This is a genomic window from Streptomyces sp. NPDC005925 (assembly GCF_040638805.1).
Classification (GTDB): domain Bacteria; phylum Actinomycetota; class Actinomycetes; order Streptomycetales; family Streptomycetaceae; genus Streptomyces.
Genome location: NZ_JBEXVL010000006.1, coordinates 264,170 through 284,012, shown reverse-complemented (window position 1 = coordinate 284,012; position 19,843 = coordinate 264,170). Strand labels below are relative to the sequence as shown.

Sequence of the window (19,843 nt, the reverse complement as noted above, 5' to 3'; positions counted from 1 at the left end):
CAACCATGGCCACCGACCACTCGCCGCTCCGTCTCGCGGACGGGCTGCGCGACCTGCGGGACGTGCTCGACTGTGCGGTCGTGCCGCTGGGCGCCACACTGCCGTCGGCCGCGTTCATCGTCCCCGCGCCCGGCACCGACCCCGCGCGGCTCAGGCGCAGGGTCGCCGCGGTGGCCCTGGACGCGGGCATCCCGCTGATTCCCGTACTGGTCGACGACGTTCCCCGGCGGGACGACGGCACGGTGGACACGGCGGGCCTGGACGCGGTGCCGGTGCTCTCGGAGCACCATCTCGCGGAGTACCGACGTCAGTGCGAGGCCGCCGGTATCCGCGCCGAGGTGACCTTCGCCCCCGTCGTCCGTACGCCGGGCCGGCTCCACCTGGCCGGCCTCGACCCGGAGCCGCCCGTCTCGCCGTCCCCGGCGGACACCGCTCCCGGGCGTGCGGATGCCCCGGCCGACGGGCCCTCCCGTCAGACACCCGCCGGTCCCGCCCGGCCACCGGCCCTGAGCGCCGGCCCCGCGCTGGTGCCGGACCCCGATGCGCCGCGCGACCTGCCGGAGGCGCTGCTCCGGGCCGCGGCCGGGCAGCCCGAGGCCGGGCTGCACCTGGTGACGGCGGCCGACCGCACCGTGTTCCTGAGCTATCCGGACCTGCTCGCCCGTGCCCGGCGGATCCTCGGCGGGCTGCACGCGGCGGGACTCCGGGCCGGTGACCGCGTGCTGCTGCAACTGCCCTCCCTCGACGCGTACTTCCCGGCCCTGTGGGGCTGTCTGCTCGGCGGTGTCCTGCCGGTGACGGTGGCCTGCCCCCCGGACCACACCGCGCCCGGCCCCGGACCCGACAAGGTCTTCCACGCCTGGGAGACGCTGGAGCGGCCCGCCGTACTGGCCGCCGGCGCGGCGGTCGACGGCGTCCGGGCGATGGCGGGCCGGTATTCCATGGCCGGTGTGCGGGTGCTGGATGCGGCGCTTCTGGAGCAGTCCCCGGCTGTCATGGACCTGCCCCCCGTGGATCCGGCCGAGCCGGCGCTGCTGCAACTGAGTTCCGGCAGCACCGGCCGGTCCAAAGCGATCCGGATCACCCACCGCGGAGTGCTGGAGTACACGGCCGGCACGCGCGAGCAGGGCTGCGCACCCGGTGACACCACCCTCAACTGGCTGCCCCTTGACCATGTCGCCGGTCTCGTCATGTTCCACCTGCGGGACACCGTGCTCGGTTCCCCCGCGGTGCACGTGCCCACCGAGCTGGTCGTGGCGGATCCGCTGCTCTGGCTCGACCTGCTCGACCGCTACCGCGCGGCGCACTCCTGGTCGCCCAACTTCGGCTACCGGATGGTGACCGAGGCCCTGCGGCGATCACCCGGGCGTAGCTGGGACCTGTCGGCGGTGCGCTCGCTGATCAACGCGGGCGAGCAGTGCACGCTGCCGGTGATGAGCCAGTTCCTGGCCGCCACCGCCCCCTACGGTCTGGCCCCCCGGGCTCTGATGTCCGCCTGGGGCATGGCGGAGACCTGCACCGCGATCTGCTACCAGCCGTTCACCGCGCCGGGAGCCGTGCAGCACGTCCGCAAGGCGTCGCTGACCGGGGACCTCGAGTGGGTCGGCGAGGACACGCCCGGAGCGGAGCGGACCACGTTCCTGAGCATGGGCCGCCCGGCGCCCGGCGCCCGGTTCCGGATCTGCGACGAATCCGACCGGGTGCTGCCCGAGGGACGCATCGGACGGCTCCAGGTCTCCTCGGCCCGGGTGACGCCCGGTTACCTGGGCAACCCGCAGGCCAACGCGGAGGCGTTCCGCGGTGACGGCTGGTTCGACACCGGTGACCTGGCCTATCTGCGGGACGGTGCGCTGGTGATCACCGGCCGCCGCAAAGAGGTCGTCGTCATCAACGGCACCCACTACTTCTGCCATGAACTGGAGGACGTCGCCGGGTCCCTGGAAGGCGTGACACCGGGTTCGGTCGCCGCGTGCGGGGTGCCGGAGCCCGGCTCGGGCAGCGAGCGGCTCGTGGTGTTCTTCGTCCCGCGGGACGACGGCGACGCGCCCGGTCCACAGACCGCGGCAGGTGCCGGCCTCCGGATGGACGGCGACCTCGCCGCGACCGTGCGCCGTGTCCGCTCCGGGATCACCCACCGCTTCGGCCTCCCCGCCTGGCGGGTGGTCCCCGTCACCGCCGCCGCGTTCCCCCGGACCACCAGCGGCAAGATCCAGCGCACCGCGCTGCGCGCCCGGTTCCTGGACGGCGCCTTCGACGACATCCTGCACGCGCTGGACGTCACGGACGGCAACGCCCGGACAGTTCCGGACGCCCTCCACCGGGCCGTGTGGGAACCGCTCGCGACCACCGCGGGACAGGACGGCGCGCTGCCGCCGCTCGACCCCGCTGCCACGGTCGTCGTCTCGGACACCCTGGGACTCGCCGACCGGCTCGGCGGCACCGGCGGGCCCTTCGCACCGTCCGTCGTGGTCCGTTCGGGACAGCGGTACGAGCGCGAGGGCCCCGGACGGTACGTACTCGACCCCGCCGACCGCGGCCACTGGGACGCCCTGTGGGCCGACCTCACCGCGGCGGGCAGGACGCCGGCCGGGCTGCTGTATCTCGCGGGCTACTCCGCACCGGTGCCGGACGACCTGCCGGACGGCCGGCTCAGGGCGTTGTTCGACGCGGCGGGCACCGGGCTGGTCACCGCCGTGCGGGCGCACCGGGCGGGCGGCGGTGCCGCGCTGCGCGTGGTGACGGTGAGTCGGGGCGTCCACCGGGTGACCGGTCAGGAGCCGCCGGCCGGGAGCGCCGGGGCGCTCACCGCCGCCGTGGCGCAGTGTCTGGCACTGGAGTGGCCGGGAGCCGGCATCCGCCACGTCGACCTGCCGGGCGCCGGTCCGGAGGCGGACGCGGACGCGTTGTGCACCGCCGTGCTCGGGCGCGCCGGCCGTCCCGCGCCGGCAGGGTTGTCCCGGGGGCCCGCGGACCCGGTGGCGGACGGTGGCGGTCCGGGGGGCGTGGAGGTGGCGCTGAGGTCCGGCCGGGCGTACCGGCGGCGGCTGGTGAAGGTGCGGCCCGCCGCGGCGGGTGAGGACGGGCCGTCCTCACCGTTGTTCACCCACGGCTCGTGCGTCGTCGTCACCGGTGGTCTGGGCGGGGTGGGCCGAGAGGTGCTGTCCGGCCTGCTGCGCCGCTTCCGGCTGCGGGTGCTGGTCCTGGGCCGGACCCCTCCCGAGGACGGGTCCGGCGCGGCCCGCGCGCTGCGGCAGCTCGCCGCGCTGGGCGACGTCCGCCACGGCGTTGCCGATGTCGCCGACCGCGCGGCCCTGGCGGCGGCCGTGGAGGAGGCCGAGCACGACTGGGGCCGGCCGCTGGACGCGGTACTGCACCTTGCGGGCGTCTTCGTGCCACGGCTGCTGGCGGACGAAAGCCCGGAGACCTGGTGGTCAGGGCTGGCCGCGAAGACCGCTGGGGCGGTGCGCCTGGCCGAGCTGGTGCGGCGTCGGCCGGGAGCGCATTTCGTGTCGTTCTCCTCGCTGCTGACCGTCACTCCCGCCGCCGAGTCGGCCTCGTACATCGCCGGGAACCGCTTCCTGGAGGCCTACCGGGACCAGTTGGCCTCGCAGGGGGTGTCGGGCCACTGCGTCGTCTGGGGCCTGTGGAACGGGACCGGCGTCAACCGTGACAACCCGTACGAGGAGCTGACACGCCGCCGCGGCCTGATGGCGCTGTCTCCGGCCGAGGGGCGTGACCTGGCGCGGGTGGTGCTGGCCCAGCCGCCGGGGAACTGGTTCGCCGGTCTCGACGACACCGCGCCCGCGCTGCGCGGCCTGGTCAGACCTGCCCGCCCGGCGGCCCTGGAGCGGGTCGTGGTGGACTCCGTGAGCGCGGTCGACGCCCTGCCGGTGCTGCGAGACGCGCGGGGGGACACGGTCCCCGTGGTGGTCCGTGCCGCCGATGCGGCCGGTGCCGCCCCGGGCGACGCCGGTGACACCGCTGCCGCCGGTGCCGCCCCGGCCTACGTTGGTGACGCCGGTGCCGCCCCGGGTGACGCCGGTGGCGCGGCGAACACGCGTGACACGGAGGCGAGCGGCCCGGCAGACGCGGGTCGCCCGCTGGACGCGGGGGCCCCACCACCCGCCGACCCGCCGCCCTTCGCGCAGCACGGGGCGCCCGGCGCCGTCACGGCCCGCGCGGGGCGGGACCGGGCCGGATTGCGGCAGCTGGTGCTCACGGCGCTCACGGACGCGGCGGGAACCGAGGTGGACGAGCGCCGGCCGTTCCACGAGAGCGGTCTCGGCTCGCTCCAGCTGATGCGGGCGCACGGCGCGATCGAGCGGGGCCTGGGCCGCGCCGTGCCGCGCGCCCTGCTCTTCCGCTACCCGACGGCCGTGGAGCTGGTGGACCACTTGGCCCGGGAGGACGCCGCCGGGGCCGTCCCGCACGACCGCCCCGCGGCGGACGCGTCCCCGGCCGGGAACGCCGGGCGGTCCGGCGACCGGCGGATCGCCGTCATCGGCATGGCCGGCCGCTTCCCCGGCGCGGCAGACCTGGACGCGTACTGGCACCTCATCGACTCCGGCCGCTCGGCGCTGCGCACCTTCACCGCGGAGGAACTGGCCGCGGCGGGGGTGGACGAGGCGGAACGGGGCCGACCGGACCACGTCCCGGTCGGCGGGGCCCTGGAGGGTGCGGACCTGTTCGACGCCGGCTTCTTCGGGATCAGCGCCCGGGAGGCCGCGACGATCGATCCGCAGCAGCGGCTGCTGCTGGAAATCTGCCACCGGGCCCTGGAGGACGGCGGTTACGCGCGTCCGCTGCCGGACAGCCGGGTCGGTGTCTTCGCCACCACCGGAATGAACCTGCACGCCCTGCAGACGTATCTGCTGAACAATCTCGCACCCTCCCAGGACCTCACCGACCCGGTGACCGCGCTGCAGTTGGCCATCGGCAACCAGCCCGACTTCGCCGCCGGCCGCGTCGCACACCGGCTCGGTCTGCACGGCCCGGCGGTCGGGGTGCAGACCGCCTGCTCCAGCGCCCTGGTCGCCGTGCACCTGGCCGTGCAGTCGCTGCTGAGCGGCGACGCGGACCTGGCGCTCGCCTGCGCCGCCGCGGTGCACGTGCCGCAGCGTGCGGGATACCGCCATGTGCCGGGTTCCGTCCTGTCCCGCACCGGCGCCTGCCGGGCCTTCGACGCCGCCGCGGACGGCACCGTCGGCGGCAACGGCGTCGCCGCCGTCCTCCTCAAACGCCTCGACCGTGCCCTCGCCGACGGTGACACCGTCCACGCGGTCCTGCTCGGCACGGCCGTCAACAACGACGGGGCGGACAAGGCCGGGTTCACCGCACCCGGCGTCACGGGCCAGCGCCGCGCGATCGCCCAGGCCCTGCGGACCGCCGGGGTGGGCGCGGACAGCGTCCAGTACGTGGAGGCGCACGGCACGGGCACCGAGGTCGGCGACCCGATCGAGTTCCAGGCGCTGACGGAGGCGTTCCGGGAGAGCACCGACCGGACGGCGTACTGCGCGCTGGGGTCCGCGAAACCGGTCATCGGACATCTGGACTCGGCTGCCGGACTAGCCGGGCTCATCAAGACGGTGCTGGCGCTGCGGCACCGCCGTATCCCGCCGCTGGCCGGCTTCACCCGCCCCAACCCGGCGCTGCCGCTGAACGGCAGCCCGTTCGTGCTGTCCGCGGCCGGACGCCCCTGGGAGCGGGACGGGACGTCGCCGCGCCGGGCCGGGGTCAGCGCGCTCGGCGTGGGCGGCACCAACGCGCACGTGGTCGTCGAGGAAGCGCCCGAGCCCGTGAGGCGCCCCGTCCCGGCACCGGGCGCGGCCGGCCCGGTGCTGCTGCCGCTGTCCGCCCGCACTCCGCGGGCGCTGGCCGACCTGGCCGCCGCCTACCGGGACCGGCTGAGCGGCGCGGACGCGCCACGGCCCGCCGATGTGGTCGCCACGGCCGCGTTGCGCCGCGCCCACCACGAACACCGTCTGGCCGTCGTCGGCGGTTCTTCCGCCGAACTGGCCGACGCCCTCGGCGACTTTCTCGCTTCTCACGCCGGACCGCCCCCGGACGGCGGGTCGGCGGCCGCCACAACCGGCGCGGCACCCGCCGGCCGAGATGCCCGCGGCCCTCGCCGGAACCGCTGGGTGTACGGCACGGTGCCGCGCGAACCTGTCGGCCCGCTGGTCTTCCTCTGCGCCGGACAGGGCACCCAGCGACCCGGCATGGCACGGGAGCCCGCCACGCGTTTCCCGGTGTTCCGCGCCGTCCTGGACGAGTGCGAGCAGTACTACCGGGACACCTGGGGCGGCTCGCTCCTCGCGCCGCTGCTCGACGACCGCACCGGACGGGGCGCCACCTGGCCCACGGATCTGGTGCAGCCCGCGCTGTTCGCGTTCGAGACCGCCCTGATCCGGCTCTGGGACACGCTCGGTGTGCGTCCGGAGCTGATCGCGGGCCACAGTGTCGGCGAGTACGCGGCGTTCACGGCCGCCGGGGCCCTGTCGCTCGAGGACGGCCTGCACCTCACCGCCGTGCGCGGCCGCCTGATGCGCCGGCGTTGCGCGCCGGGCTCGATGGCCGCCGTGCTGGCCGACCGCTCGGCGCTGGACGAGACGCTCGGCGAACTCCCCGGAGTGGAAATCGCCGTGACCAACGGCCCCGGCAACCACGTGATCGGCGGGGACCCACGGGAAGTCTCCGAGGCGGTGCGGCGGCTGGAGGCGGCCGGGCACCAGGTGCGCATACTGCCGGGCGACCGGGCGTTCCACTGCCGGCTGGTGGAGCCGATGCTCGAGGAGTTCCGCGGCCACGTGGCCGGGGTCCGCACCATGCCCCTCGGCATTCCGGTGATCAGTGGCCTCGACGGCACCGTACTGCCCGCCGGGCACGTCCCGGACACGGAGTATTTCGTTCGGCAGACCCGGGAACGCGCCGACTACGCCGCGGTCCTCGACCGGTGCGCCACGCACGGCGCCGGAACGCTACTGGAGATCGGCCCGGACGCCACGCTCACCGGCATCGGCCGGCGCGTGCTGCCCGGCGCGCATCACATCGCCGCCCAGCCGCGTGGCGCCGCCGGTCCCGCCGGCCTGCTCCACGCCCTCGGCGAGCTGTACGGCCGCGGGCTCGGCCCCGAGTGGCGCGGGCTCGCCCTGCCCGACGACCCGGGCGGCCACATCCCCCTGCCCACCTATCCCTTCCAGAGCACGTCGTACTGGATCGACGCCCCGGCGGTGGCGTCCGTCCCCGCCCCAGTCCCCGCAGCCTCCGATGGAGCTCCCTCGATGACGACCGACGACTCGGCCCCCGCAACGTCCACGGTCCGGGCGGAGACGGCCTCGACCGCCGGGGCCGTGCTGGCGCAGGTACGGGAGCTGGCAGCGGACCACCTCGCGCTGCCCGTCGAGGAGGTCGCGCCGGGGGTGGCGTTCTTCGACCTCGGTGCCGACTCCCTGCTGCTGATCAACTTGATCCGCCGGCTGGAGACCGCCTTCGGGGTGCGCATCGCGATGCGCGAGCTGTTCGAGGAGGCCGACAGCCCGGAGCGGCTGGCCGCACTGATCACCGAACGGATGGACCCGGACCGGGCGGCCGGGCTGCGGGCCGCCGCGGCGACGCCCGTACCGGCGCCCTCGACCACGCCGGACTCCTCCCCCTCGACGACCTCGAGCGTTCCGCCGGTCCCGCTGCCGGCCCCCTCTCCGGCCCCGGCCCTCTCGACGGAACCGCACTCTTCGCCCCTGCCGCCGCCTCCCCCTGCGCCAACCGCTCCACCGGTCCCGGCTTCTCCACCGGTCCCGGGTGCGGGCTCCGTGCCCGCCGGCACGGCCGGGCACTCCGACCTGGCCAGCGTCGTGCACCGTCAGCTCGACATGATGAACGGCTTCTCCCAGCTGATGCAGCAGCAGCTGACGGCACTGGGCACAGTCCCGGCGCCCACCGCGGACGACCGGGGCGCTCCCCCGTCCCAAGGGGCCGCCCCGGCACCGCGGGCGACATCACCGGCCGCACCGAACGTCACCCCGCACTCCGACCCCCGGCCCCCGGCGGACACCCGGGCGCCCGCCTCGCACGGCCCACGGGTCGCCCTCGCGCGGTCCTCCGGCATGGCGGCCGGTGCGCTCACCGCGGCACAGCGGGCTCATCTGGACGACCTGACACGGCGTCTGACCGAGCGCACCGCCACCTCCAAGGCGATCGCCCAGCGGCACCGCAGAGTGCTGGCGGACAGCCGGGCGGTCGTCGGGTTCCGCAGTGCCACGAAGGAAATGCTGTACCCGCTCGCGGCGCGCACGGCGCGGGGCTCCCGTCTGGAGGACGTGGACGGCAACCGCTACGTCGACATCACGATGGGCTTCGGTGTGCTGCTCTTCGGCCACGAGCCGGCGTTCGTGAACGACGCGGTGCGGCGCTACCTCTCCGGCGGACTGCGGCTCGGGCCGCGCAGCGAGGAGACCGGGCGGGCCGCCGAACTCCTCGCGGAGCTGACCGGTTTCGAGCGTGTCGCGTTCGCCAACTCCGGTACGGAAGCGAACTCCGCCGCGATCAGGCTGGCGCGCGCCGCCACGGGCCGCAGCACGGTGGTGGCCTTCCAGGGCTCGTACCACGGGCACGCCGACAACGTCCTCGGGCGCGCCGTCACCGCCGACGGCCGCTCCCACACCGTCCCGGTGTCGTCCGGCATCCCGGCGGCCGCGGTGGCCGATCTGGTGGTACTGGAGTACGGCGCGGACAGCGCACTCCAGGCCCTCGAGGAGCTCGGCGGACAGGTCGCCGCGGTGCTCGTGGAGCCGGTGCAGAGCCGCCACCCGGGTCTGCAGCCGAAGCAGTTCCTGCACCGGCTGCGCGAGGTGACCCGGCGGCACGGCTCGGTGCTGCTCTTCGACGAGATGCTGACGGGCTTCCGGCCCCATCAGCGGGGGGCGCAGGGCGTGTTCGGCGTCACTCCCGACCTCGCGACGTACGGCAAGTGCATCGGCGGCGGTTACCCGATCGGCGCGATCGCCGGCCGGGCCGACATCATGGACGGCATCGACGGCGGCTTCTGGAGTTACGGCGACGACAGTGTCCCGCCGCGCGACACCACCTTCTTCGGCGGCACGTACATCCAGCATCCGGTGGCGATGGCCGCCGCCGAGGCGGTGCTGAACCGTCTCAAGGCGTGCGGTCCCGGCCTCCAGGAAGCTCTCAACGCCACCACCGCGGGGCTCGTCGACCGGCTCAACCGGTTCTTCGAAGAGGAGGAGTTCCCGGTCCGCATCGCCCGCTTCGGCTCGCTGTTCCGCTTCGAGTACCGCGGGAACCTGGAGCTGTTCTTCCACCACCTGCTGCTGCGCGGCGTGTACGTGTGGGAGTGGCGGAACTTCTTCCTGTCCACCGCGCACACCGAGGAGGACGTGGCGCTGGTCGAGCACGCCGTGCGCCACGCCCTCCACGACATGCGCCGCGGCGGTTTCCTCGTGCCGCCGGGCGGACCCCGGCCGGTTCCCGCGTACGAACCCGCCCGCGAGGTCCCGGCCGGCCCGGCGCCGGACCACACACCCTCCGCACCGCCGACACCGCCGCCGACGCCGCCGACGCAACCGGTACCCGTCGTGGCACCGGTCTCGGCCCCCTCCGCGCCGGGCACGACCGCGACGACCACCACGACCGGCACGACCGACTTCAGCCTGTACTTCTTCGGCGACTACCCGCGCGACGACACCGGCACCGACGGCACACCCGTCGGGGCCGGTGGACCGGACAAGTACGCCATCGTCCTGGACGCGGCCCGCTTCGCCGACCGGCACGGATTCCACGCGGTGTGGCTGCCCGAGAGGCACTTCCACTCCTTCGGCGGGGTATTCCCCAACCCCTCCGTGCTCGGCGCGGCACTCGCCCGTGAGACCAGCCGCATCCGCATCAACGCCGGCTGCGCCGTGCTGCCCCTGCACCATCCGGTGCGGGTCGCGGAGGAGTGGTCGGTGGTGGACAACCTCTCCGGCGGGCGGGTCGGCATCGGCTGCGCGAGCGGCTGGCACGCCAACGACTTCGTGCTGCAACCCGAGGCCTACGGCCGGCACAAGGACCTGATGTACGAGCACCTGGAGACGGTGCGCCGGCTGTGGCGCGGTGACGAGGTGCGCAGCCGCAACGGCCACGGAGACGAGATCGGGGTACGGCTCCACCCGCGTCCGGTGCAGTCGATGCCGCCCTTCTACACCGCGATCGTCGGCAACCCGGAGAGCTACCGGCGGGCCGCACGGCACGACCTGGGCGTGATCACCAACCTGATGACCCAGTCGGTGTCCGACCTGGCGGAGCACATCGCCCTGTACCGCAGGGAGCGGGAGGCCGCCGGACTCGACCCGGCCGCCGGGCGGGTGGTGGTCCTGCTGCACAGCTACCTCGGCGACGACCTGGAGCGCGTACGGGCCGAGGCGCTCCCCGCCTTCAACCGGTACATGCGGTCCTCGCTTGCCCTGTTCGGGCAGGTGTCCAACAGCCTCGGGCTGCAGATCGACGTCGCCCGGACACCGGCGGAGGACCTCGACTTCCTGTTGACCAAGGCGTACGAGCGGTACTGCGCCGACCGTGCCCTCATCGGCACGGTCGACAGCGTCGTGCCGGTCGTGGACGCGCTGCGCGCGGCGGGCGCGGACGAGATCGCCTGCTTCGTCGACTTCGGCGTCACCCCCGAGCAGGCTCATGCCGGGCTGCCGTACCTGGACGCGCTGCGCCGCCGCTACCAGACGCCCGACGGCCGGTCCGGGACGGCGCACGACACCGCGGGGGGAACCGGGCCCGCGCAGCACGCCGGGCCGGCGGCCGGTGTCCCGCTCACCCTCGCCCAGCAGCGCCTGTGGTTCCTCGACCGCCTGCACCCGGGCAGCACCACCTACAACGAGTGCGTCGCGGTCCGGCTGGACGGCCTTCTCGACACGACGGCGCTGCGCACCGCTCTGACCTGGGCGGTTGCCCGGCACCCCGCGTTGCGGTCCGTCTTCCGCGACACCGCCGACGGCCCGCGGCAGTTCGTGCCCGACGCCCCGTACGACGTGCCCGAACCGGCGGACGTCGGCGGGCAGGACGTGGAGGAGGTGGTGCGTCGGGTCACCGCCGAGGAGAACGCCCGCCCGTTCGACCTGGCGAGCGGCCCGCTGCTGCGCACCCGGCTGCTGCGTTTCGGACCGGACCGGCACGCGCTGGTCCTGGCCGCTCATCACATCGTCTTCGACAGCGTCTCCGCCGAGGTACTGGCCCGTGATCTCTCGGCCGGATACGCGGCAGCCGTCGAGGGCCGCCCGAACCCGCTGCCGCAGCCGGGCGACGGCATCCGGGGGTATGCCGAGCGCCGGCGGAGGGCGGTGGACAGCGAGGCGGGCAGGAGGGCCCTGGCCCACTGGCGCGAACAACTCGCCGGCGCACCGGAATACCTGCACCTGCCGGCCGACCGGCCCCGACCCCCGGTGCCCTCCGGCCGCGGCGGCTCGGTGCACGCAGGGCTGGACGCCGGTCTCACCAAGCGGGTGCGGGAACTGGCCCGAAGCGAGCGCGCGACGCCGTTCATGGTGCTGCTCACCGCGTTCTACGCGACGGTGCAACGGTTGACCGGACAGGACGACCTCGTGGTCGGCACACCGGTCGCCGACCGCCCGTCCGGCACCGAGGACCTGGTCGGATTCTTCGTCAACACCCTCGCGCTGCGCACCGATCTCGGCGGTGCCCCCACCTTCACCGAGGCGTTGCGCCGCACCCGTACCACCGCTTTCGAAGCGTACGAGCACCAGGACCTGCCGTTCGAGGTGCTGGTGCGGGAACTCAACCCGGAGCGGGACGCCGGTAGGTCCCCGATCGTCCAGGTGTGCATCGAGTACGAGACGCAGGAACCGCTCGCCCTGACCCTGCCCGGGGTGTCCGCGACCGCGCTGGACGTGCCGACGCAGAAGGCGCCGTTCGATCTCACCTTGTTCCTGACCGATCTCCACGACGGCCTGCGCTGCCGGCTGGAGTACAGCACCGACCTGTTCGAGGAGGTCACCGCGCGGCGCTTCCTGGACTACTTCGCGCACGTGCTCGGTGCGGGCGTCGAGAATCCGGACCGTCCGCTCCCGGAACTCCCGCTCACCGAGCAGGACCGCGCCCTGCTGGCGACCGCGCAGACCTCCGCCCCCCACACCGGAGCGCACCGGGGCGTCGAGCCCGGTGAGCCGGTGCACCTGCGGGTGCTGCGGGCCGCAGCCTCGGCGCCGGACGCGCTCGCCGTGGCGCAGGACGGAGTGCGTCTCACCTACGGGGAACTGGCAGAGCGTTCGGCGGTCCTGGCCGGTCGGCTGCGGGCGGCGGACTGCGGAGCGGGCCGCGTCGCCGCGGTCCTGCTGCCGCGCGGCCCCATGGCGGCCGTCGCACTGCTCGCGGTGCTGCGCGCGGGCGCGGCGTACCTGCCGCTCGACCCGGCGCAGCCTGCCGAACGGCTGGCGTACATGGTCCGGGAGAGCGGTGCCGCGGTCCTGCTGACCACGGGCGGGGACGGCGCGGACGGCGACCGGGGGCGGGATCTCCCGGACCTGCCGGGGCTGACTGTGCCGGTGCTGCCCCTCGACGGCGGTGACGCCGACGGCGCCGAGGACGGACCCGCCGGCGGACGGCCCGCGGGCGTCGTGCCGTTCCAGGACCACCGGCCCGGGCCGGACGACACCGTGTGCCTGCTGTACACCTCGGGCTCGACCGGCCGTCCCAAGGGTGTCGTGCTGCGTCACGGCGGTCTGGCGAACGTCGTCGACTGGCACCACCGCGAGTTCGGCACCGGTCCCGAGGACCGTGCCTCGTGGATGTCGAGTCCCGGATTCGACGCGTCCGCCCTGGAGTTGTGGGCGCACCTGGCAGCCGGGGCGAGCGTCCATCCGGTGCCCGGGGCGGTGCGAACGGCCCCCGAGGCACTGCGGGACTGGCTGGTTGAACAGCGCGTCACCAGCTCCTTCTTCACTACCCCGCTGGCCGAACTGCTGCTCGCTCTGGACTGGCCCGCCGAAGCCGCGCTGCGCCTGCTTGTCACAGGCGGGGACCGGCTGCGCCGGTGGGCGCCCGAGGGCGCGCCGTTCCGGCTGGTCAACGTCTACGGCCCGACCGAGAACACCATCGTCTCCACGTGGACGGACGTGCCTGAGCGCACCGGTGACACCGGGGCGCCGCCGATCGGCCGGCCGGTGCCCGGTACGTGGGCGCTGGTGCTCGACGGTCGGGGACGCCCGGTGCCGGTGGGGGCGCGGGGCGAGCTGTACCTGGGCGGGGCTCAGGTGTCGGCGGGCTATGTGGCGCGGCCCGAGGAAAACCGGGACCGGTACGTCACGGCGCCCGAGGGCTGCGGAGCGCCGTCCGGAGGCCGGCTGTACCGCACCGGTGACCTGGTGCGGTGGCGTGCGGACGGCCGGCTGGAGTTCCTGGGCCGGGCCGACCGGCAGGTGAAGATCCGCGGCCACCGCGTCGAACCGGGCGAGGTCGAGCACACGGTGTTGCGCCGGCTGCCGTGGGTGCGTCAGACGGCGGTCGTCGCGCACGGCGCGGACGGTGAGCGGACCGGCCTGACCGGCTACGCGGTGCTGGCCGACGGGGTGCCCGACACCGGGTCCGAACCGGCGGCGCGGGAGAGGATCACCGGCGCTCTGGCCCGCTGGCTGCCCGATTACCTGGTGCCGCGCATCTGGGTCTTCGCGGACGCGCTGCCGCTCAATGCCAGCGGCAAGGTGGACCATGCGGCGCTGCCCCGGCCGGACCTGAACCGGGGGGCCGGCGGCGTCGCGCCCTCGGCCGGAACGGAGCAGCGGCTGCACGAGCTGTGGGCGGCCGAGCTGGGCCTGGAGCGGATCGCCGCCGACCGTTCGTTCTTCGAACTCGGCGGGCACTCGCTGAACGCGACACGGCTGCTCAACCGGATCCACGCGGACTTCGGCCACGAGGTGACCCTGCTGGACTTCTTCCGCGCACCGACCATCCGCGGCGTGGCTGCCCTCCTGCCGCGCGAGCCGGACGAGGCCACCGCGCCGGCCGACGGACGTGTCCGGGGGAGCTTGTGACCGGCACCGGGACGGCCAACGAGGAGGCGGCGAGCGCCGTCCCGTCCACGCTGTCCGGCCTCCTCGCCCGGCTCAGCGTCCTGGACGTCCGGGTCCGGGCCGACGGCGACACACTGCACTACGACGCACCCCGCGACGCCGTCACGGACGACCTGCTGGACCTGATGCGCCGGCACAAGGCGGAACTGCTGCGCCACCTCCGCGCGGAGCCTCCCGGCCGGCAGCCGGAATCCAGCGGGCCCACCCTGCCCGTCCAGCGGCGGATGTACGACAAGGTGGTGCGGCACGCCGACCCGGCCGTCTTCAACGTCGCCCACCGCATCGACCTGGCCGGACTTCTCGACGTGACCGCGCTGCAGCGTGCGCTGACCGCGCTGCTGCGCCGCCAGCCCGCCCTGCGCACCCGGCTCGGCGCGGCCGGCGACGAGCTGGTGCAGGAGGTCATGTCCCTGCCGCCGTTCCGGCTCGACATCACCGACCTGCGCGGCACCGGGCCCCACGAGCCGGTGCCGCGCGTGGAGCAGTGGCTGCGGGAGCACGCCGCGACACCGTTCGACCTCTCCGCCGCTCCCCTGCTGCGCGCCGCGCTGGCCCGGACCGGGGAGCAGTCCTGGACCCTGGTGCTGGTGGTGCACCACATCGTCGTCGACGGCTGGGGGCTCGACGTCCTGCTGAGCGACCTCGGCGCGTTGTACGCCGCCGCTCAGCGGGTGCCCGGGCCGCGGCCGCCCACCGACGCCGAGGCCGGGCTCGTACCGCTGGCCACGTCGTACGCCGACGCCGCCCGACAGGTCCGCCGCGATCTGTCCGGTCCCCGCCTGGAACGCCTGCGCAGCTACTGGCGGCAGGCCCTGGCAGGCGCGCCGATGGTGCTGGACCTGCCCTACGACCATCCGTCGCCGGAGCGGCCCACAGGCGCAGGCGGGCGGGTCGACCTCCGGCTCGACCGCGCCCTGGCCGACGGGCTCGGGGCTCTCGCCGGGTCGGTGGGCACCACTGTCTTCACGGTGCTGCTGAGCGCCTACGGCACTCTGCTGTGCCGGTTGACCGGGCAGCGCGAGGTGGTGGTCGCGTGCAACATCGCAGGGCGTACCCGACGGGAGTTCGAGCCGCTGGTCGGCCTGTTCACGGGCAATGTGGCGCTGCGGCTGGGCTCCGTGGACACTGCCGACGCGGGGGTGCCCGGCGCCGTCCGGGCCGCCGCGCAGACCTTCTTCGCGGCGGCGGATCACCAGGAGTACCCGCTCGACCTGGTGCTCGCCGACCGGGCCGGCCAGGACCCGCCGGACGCGCCGCCCTTCCCCCAGGCCGTCGTCGTCATGGAGAGCCAGGGCCCCCCGGTGCTCGACGTTCCGGGCCTGACCGCACGGATCAGCGATGTGAGCGTCGAGGGCGCCGTGGGCGACGTGTGCCTGATCCTCACCCCCGACGCCGACGGCATCCACATGACGCTGCTGTACGCCGTCGAACGCATCGGTCCGGCCTCGGCCGAACGCTGGGCGGGCGCGTACGAGGCGCTGCTGCGGGAGTACGCCGGGCATCATCCGGCGGGGGACGCGGGCCTCGGGCAGCCGGGCGGAACCGGCGGAGCCGGGTAGCGGTCAAGCAGTACGGGGCGGTGGGCGAGGCCCGGGCGATGGGGACCCGCCGCTGCTGACCGCCGGACGGCGCGGCGGGTTGCTGCGCCGCATGCCCGCCCCGAGTGCGCGGGCGGAGTACAGGAAGGCCGGGCCCCTGGGGGTCCGGCCTTCCTGGTGTGTCGGTTCCGTCAGGTGTCGGCCGTGGCCGTGCGCACTTGGGGGAACCATGCTCGGTAGCCGAGCCCGAACTTGCCGTAGAGGAGAACCGCGGCGCAGAGGGTGACGGATATCGTGGCGGATATCCGAACGATTCCCGGCAGCGAGACATGACCCGCCAGTACGGAGACCAGTGCTCCGCTCACCGGTATCGACAGCAGGTTGAGTGCGCCGATGATGCCCATGATCTTGCCCAGGTGTTCCTTCGGCAGGACCGTGCTCCGCATCGTTCTCACGTATACGTTGAATCCGCCGTCGAATGCTATGAGAAGAGAGTAGGCGGCGGCGTACACAAGGAAGTTCGGCGAGAATCCGAGCAGGAATCCGCAGGCGATCATCACGGCCAGCGAGAGCTTTCCGACGAACGGGATTCCTGCCCGGCGGACGAGATGCGGGATCGCCGCGAACAGGGAAACAGCCACGACCGCGGCCACCGACTGCATTCCGCCGAGGCTTGAGGAGCCTCTGTCGAAGTGCTGGACGACCATCGCCGCACTGATGGCGAGCGCCGTGCCGTAGACGAAATTGACCACCCAGGTCATCCCGCTGAGATACAGGATTTCCCGTCGCTTCAGAAGGATCCTGAACGCCGTTTTGTTGGTCGATATCACACGGGCGAGGGAGGCGGAGTTCGCGGCGGACGAGTCCTGGAGGGACAGCAGCCCGATGTTGACCGCGGACAGGGCGAAGAGCACGGCGCACGCGATGAGCACGTACTCGATGCTGCCCGTGTTGTAGATGAGGACCGCCAGCACCGGGCCCACCACCTGCGACGCCTGCTCCACTCCCTGGACCAGGGAGTGGGCACGCGGGAAGTCCTGCTCGGGCAGGTTGTTGGGAATGGTCGCCTCTATTCCCAGGAAGTTCACGACATAGCAGACGGACATGCATGCCATGAAAGCCGGGAGCGTGCTGAACGCGCCGAACGGACCGACGAGGGCCGCCGCTATGACGAGGAGGACCACGCGGGCCACGTCCAGCGCGAGGAACACCCACTTGAGCGGCAGCCCGTCGATGACGGAACCGATCAGGGGGAATCCGATGACCCGGGGTATCCATTCGATCACGAAGGATACGGCCGCGTAACTGGCCGAGTGGGTCTCGTGCAGCACGGCGAGCGGTACCGCGAAGAGCAGGAACTGATCACACAACGCGCCCAGGGCGCGTGAGATCATGAAGTAGTTGAAGGTGAGCCGAGCGGATCTCACTCCTCCACCACGAAGATGTCGGCCGCGATCTCACGGGCCCGGACGAGGTTTTCGTCGCTGGGCGCCGAACCGTACGCGACCGACTTGTCGGGCCAGTAGAAGCGGACGAACCCCTGGCGCTCCAGCCATGAGGTGAGCGGCTTCACCCGGGTACCGGGGCCCGCCGTGATGGCGTAGAACTTGATGTCCGGAGCCTTCAGCACCTCGGCGTTCTTCCGGACTTCGGTGACCGTCCCGTTGGCGGCCTTGAGGAAGGCGACGGCGGCGACGCCCCGCGGGGTGAACTCCTTACGCTCGGGATGCTTTCCGAGGTAGGAGAGGACGTGCATCTCGTAGGGGTTCACCCCGTAGACGTCCTCGATCAGATCCATGATCGCGTCGCCGCCGGTGCGGGCGGCGACCTCGATGACCTTGATGTCTCCGGCCGTGTTGACCCGGGCCTCGAAGTGTGCGACGCCGTACTCGATGCCGAGCACCTCGCACGACTTGAGGGCCCATTCGACGAGGGAGGTGTTCGTGCTCAGCACGGACGGCACCACATGGCCGGTCTCGACGAAGTAGGGCTCCGGCCCGAGCTGCTTGTCCGTGATTCCGAGAACGATCCGCTCACCCTGGAAGTGGGCGATCTCGACGCTCACCTCGTACTCGTAGTCGATGTACTCCTCGACCTGGAAGACGTCCTCGGGAGAGTTCGCCTGCCCGTCGATGGAGAGCACATCAGCCACGCTTCTGGCGTAGGCGTCGGCCAGCTCCTCCTTGCTGTCCACCTTGATGACGCCGAGGCTGCCCGCCATGTGGCGCGGCTTGATGACGACGGGGAACGTGAACTCGTCGACGCCGGCCATGAGCTCGTCGTACGTGGTGAACCCGTGGAACCTGGGGATCGGTATGCCCGCCTCGGCGAACGCTTCCTTCATCGCCAGCTTGTCGCGGCACAGCTCCACGGTGCGCGGCGAGTTGCGGGGCAGGCCGTAGTGTTCCGCCACCAGCGCCGAGGAGGTCACGGTGAAGTCATTCGTGGGGACGACGGCGCAGGGCCTGCGGCCGGTCGCCCGAGCGAGCTTCTCCGTCTCGGCGATGATCGTCTCGTGGTCCGCGATGTCCGAGAAAATGCTGCCGTCGAAGTACCGCAGGCCAGGTGACTCCTTGTGCTTCGATACCGAGTACACCGGCTTACCCGATGCGGCGCGGAGCGCTCCCGCGAGACTTCGCTCCCTCAGCGTTACGTCTGCGCCGACAACGAGGATGTAGTCTTCCACCGGTTCTCCCTGTCTCACACACTTTGCACGTTTTGGTATTACAGGTCTTTCGCCGCGCTCCAGCCACCGTCGACGAAGACGGTGGAGCCGGTCACGAATTTCGCGTCCTGGTCGGCGAGAAACAGGATAGCGCGAACCACGTCATCAACTTCGCCGATGTTCGGCACCAGTTGGCCCCGCTGGATGCGTGCGACCTGGTCGCTGTCGGAGAAATACTCCTCGGTCATGGGGGTCCTGATCACGCCAGGGGCGACCGCGTTCGCGCGAACGGAGAACTGCGCGTAATCCACGGCGAACTGTTTGGTCAGTCCTATGGTGGCGTGCTTGGACGTCACATAGGCCGTCCTGTTGGGCTCTCCGAGGAAACCGGAGACCGACGCCACGTTGACGATGTTTCCGGACAGCGACTCGCTGATCAGCCTTTCACAGAACGACTGGCTCGCCACGAAGACCGACGTCGTGTTGATATCCAGGATCTCGCGGAACCTGGCGTGCGTCAGTTCCCGGGTGTGGCAGATCTCGCGCTGCCCCGCGCAGGTGACGAGCAGATTGTCGTCGCCGGGCGTGAACCGGTCACCGATGACACGGGCCAGCTCATCGGTGTCCGTGACGTCCAGGACCACGTGCTCGTAGCGCTCGTCCGCCTGTTCCGCGGTGTTCCTGTCGATGCCGAGGACGTGGTAGCCGGCTTTCAGGAGGCCTGCGCAGGCGGCTTGCCCGATACCGCTTGCGGAACCCGTGACGACTGCCGACTTGAAACCGGGCATCAGGCATCCCTCGTCTGGAATGTCACCAGCATGATGTCGCGGTGGCTGGGAACCACCGTGTTCGTCCCGCGGGTCCCCACGGGCGTCACCGCGTGCAGCTTGTCGTGGTTGACGACGAGGGTGTCGAAGGTGTCGCTCAGCCGCAGCGTCGTTTCGAAGGACTTGGCGTCCCTGGCGATGACGTTGTCGCCGCCCACGATGTTCGCCGACGTCTCGACCAGATGGACGAAGACCACGTTCTCGTCGTCCTTGTGGAGCCAGTTCGGGGAGCTGTAGGCAGGGTCGTCCGCGTACGCCAGGTAGCGGAAGAGGTGGAGCCCGACCATCATCTCGGACGGGTCGGCCTCCATGCGGTCGTAGCAACGGAGGAAGCTGATGTCCGACCGCAGAATCTGCGACAGCATCCGGTTCTTCCGCAGCTCGTCGCTGATGAGCGGGTAGGTACGGACCACCCCACCCGTGTCCGGGTTGTACTTCTTCGTCTGGAGGTACGGCTCGAAATAGCCGTACTCGAAGTCGGTGGAATCCCTGTCCACCCGCAACTGCGCGTACTTCCGGTACCTGTTGCCGGTGGAGTACGGATCGATCTCCAGGTCCTCGTACGCGGCCGACAACTGCAGGTAGTCGGAGCGGAGTTCCTTCGTCTCCCGGCCGTCGAGCACACTGCCGAAGTAGAACTCCGACGGTATGAAGGCATACCCGTTCGTTGCCAGGTCCCTGGCGTAGGGCGCTTCGTCCAGCGTGTGTGTCATGTGGGGTCCGCCC

The 19,843-nt window shown here is 72.6% G+C and carries 6 protein-coding genes; 2 read left to right on the top strand and 4 right to left on the bottom strand.

The features are described from left to right. The first annotated feature begins 5 nt into the window (after positions 1-5). Both ABZ354_RS11330 and ABZ354_RS11325 read left to right on the top strand, forming a co-directional pair. On the top strand, positions 6-14,048 hold the full coding sequence (locus ABZ354_RS11330) for an amino acid adenylation domain-containing protein (protein ID WP_358655363.1): 14,043 nt from the start codon (positions 6-8) through the stop codon (positions 14,046-14,048). After that, positions 14,045-15,646 (top strand): condensation domain-containing protein, encoded by a 1,602-nt coding sequence (locus ABZ354_RS11325; protein ID WP_358655361.1) that lies wholly within the window; start codon positions 14,045-14,047, stop codon positions 15,644-15,646. The genes ABZ354_RS11330 and ABZ354_RS11325 overlap by 4 nt, the downstream gene beginning before the upstream one ends. Before the next feature lie 170 nt (positions 15,647-15,816). Here the strand turns inward: ABZ354_RS11325 and ABZ354_RS11320 are convergent, their stop codons facing one another. From ABZ354_RS11320 to ABZ354_RS11305, 4 genes are all read right to left on the bottom strand, one after another. Continuing rightward, positions 15,817-17,052 carry an MFS transporter gene (locus ABZ354_RS11320; RefSeq protein WP_358655359.1) on the bottom strand — a complete coding sequence of 412 codons (1,236 nt, stop codon included), beginning with the start codon at positions 17,050-17,052 and terminating at the stop codon, positions 15,817-15,819. Then, complete coding sequence (locus ABZ354_RS11315; RefSeq protein ID WP_358655357.1) at positions 17,049-18,221, bottom strand: ATP-grasp domain-containing protein; 1,173 nt, start codon at positions 18,219-18,221, stop codon at positions 17,049-17,051. Before ABZ354_RS11315 ends, ABZ354_RS11320 begins: the two co-directional genes overlap by 4 nt. A gap of 128 nt (positions 18,222-18,349) precedes the next feature. Beyond that, positions 18,350-19,078: an SDR family oxidoreductase gene (locus ABZ354_RS11310; RefSeq protein WP_358655355.1), complete on the bottom strand. Its 729-nt coding sequence runs from the start codon at positions 19,076-19,078 to the stop codon at positions 18,350-18,352. After that, entirely contained in the window at positions 19,078-19,830 is a 753-nt protein-coding gene (locus tag ABZ354_RS11305; RefSeq protein ID WP_358655353.1) for a 2OG-Fe dioxygenase family protein, read from the bottom strand. The genes ABZ354_RS11310 and ABZ354_RS11305 overlap by 1 nt, the downstream gene beginning before the upstream one ends. Positions 19,831-19,843 lie beyond the last annotated feature (13 nt).

Bases quoted from the DNA above. Each gene is read 5' to 3' on its own strand.
- ABZ354_RS11305 (WP_358655353.1), bottom strand. From the start codon at position 19,830: ATGACACACACGCTGGACGAAGCGCCCTACGCCAGGGACCTGGCAACG.
- ABZ354_RS11330 (WP_358655363.1), top strand. From the start codon at position 6: ATGGCCACCGACCACTCGCCGCTCCGTCTCGCGGACGGGCTGCGCGAC.
- ABZ354_RS11310 (WP_358655355.1), bottom strand. From the start codon at position 19,078: ATGCCCGGTTTCAAGTCGGCAGTCGTCACGGGTTCCGCAAGCGGTATC.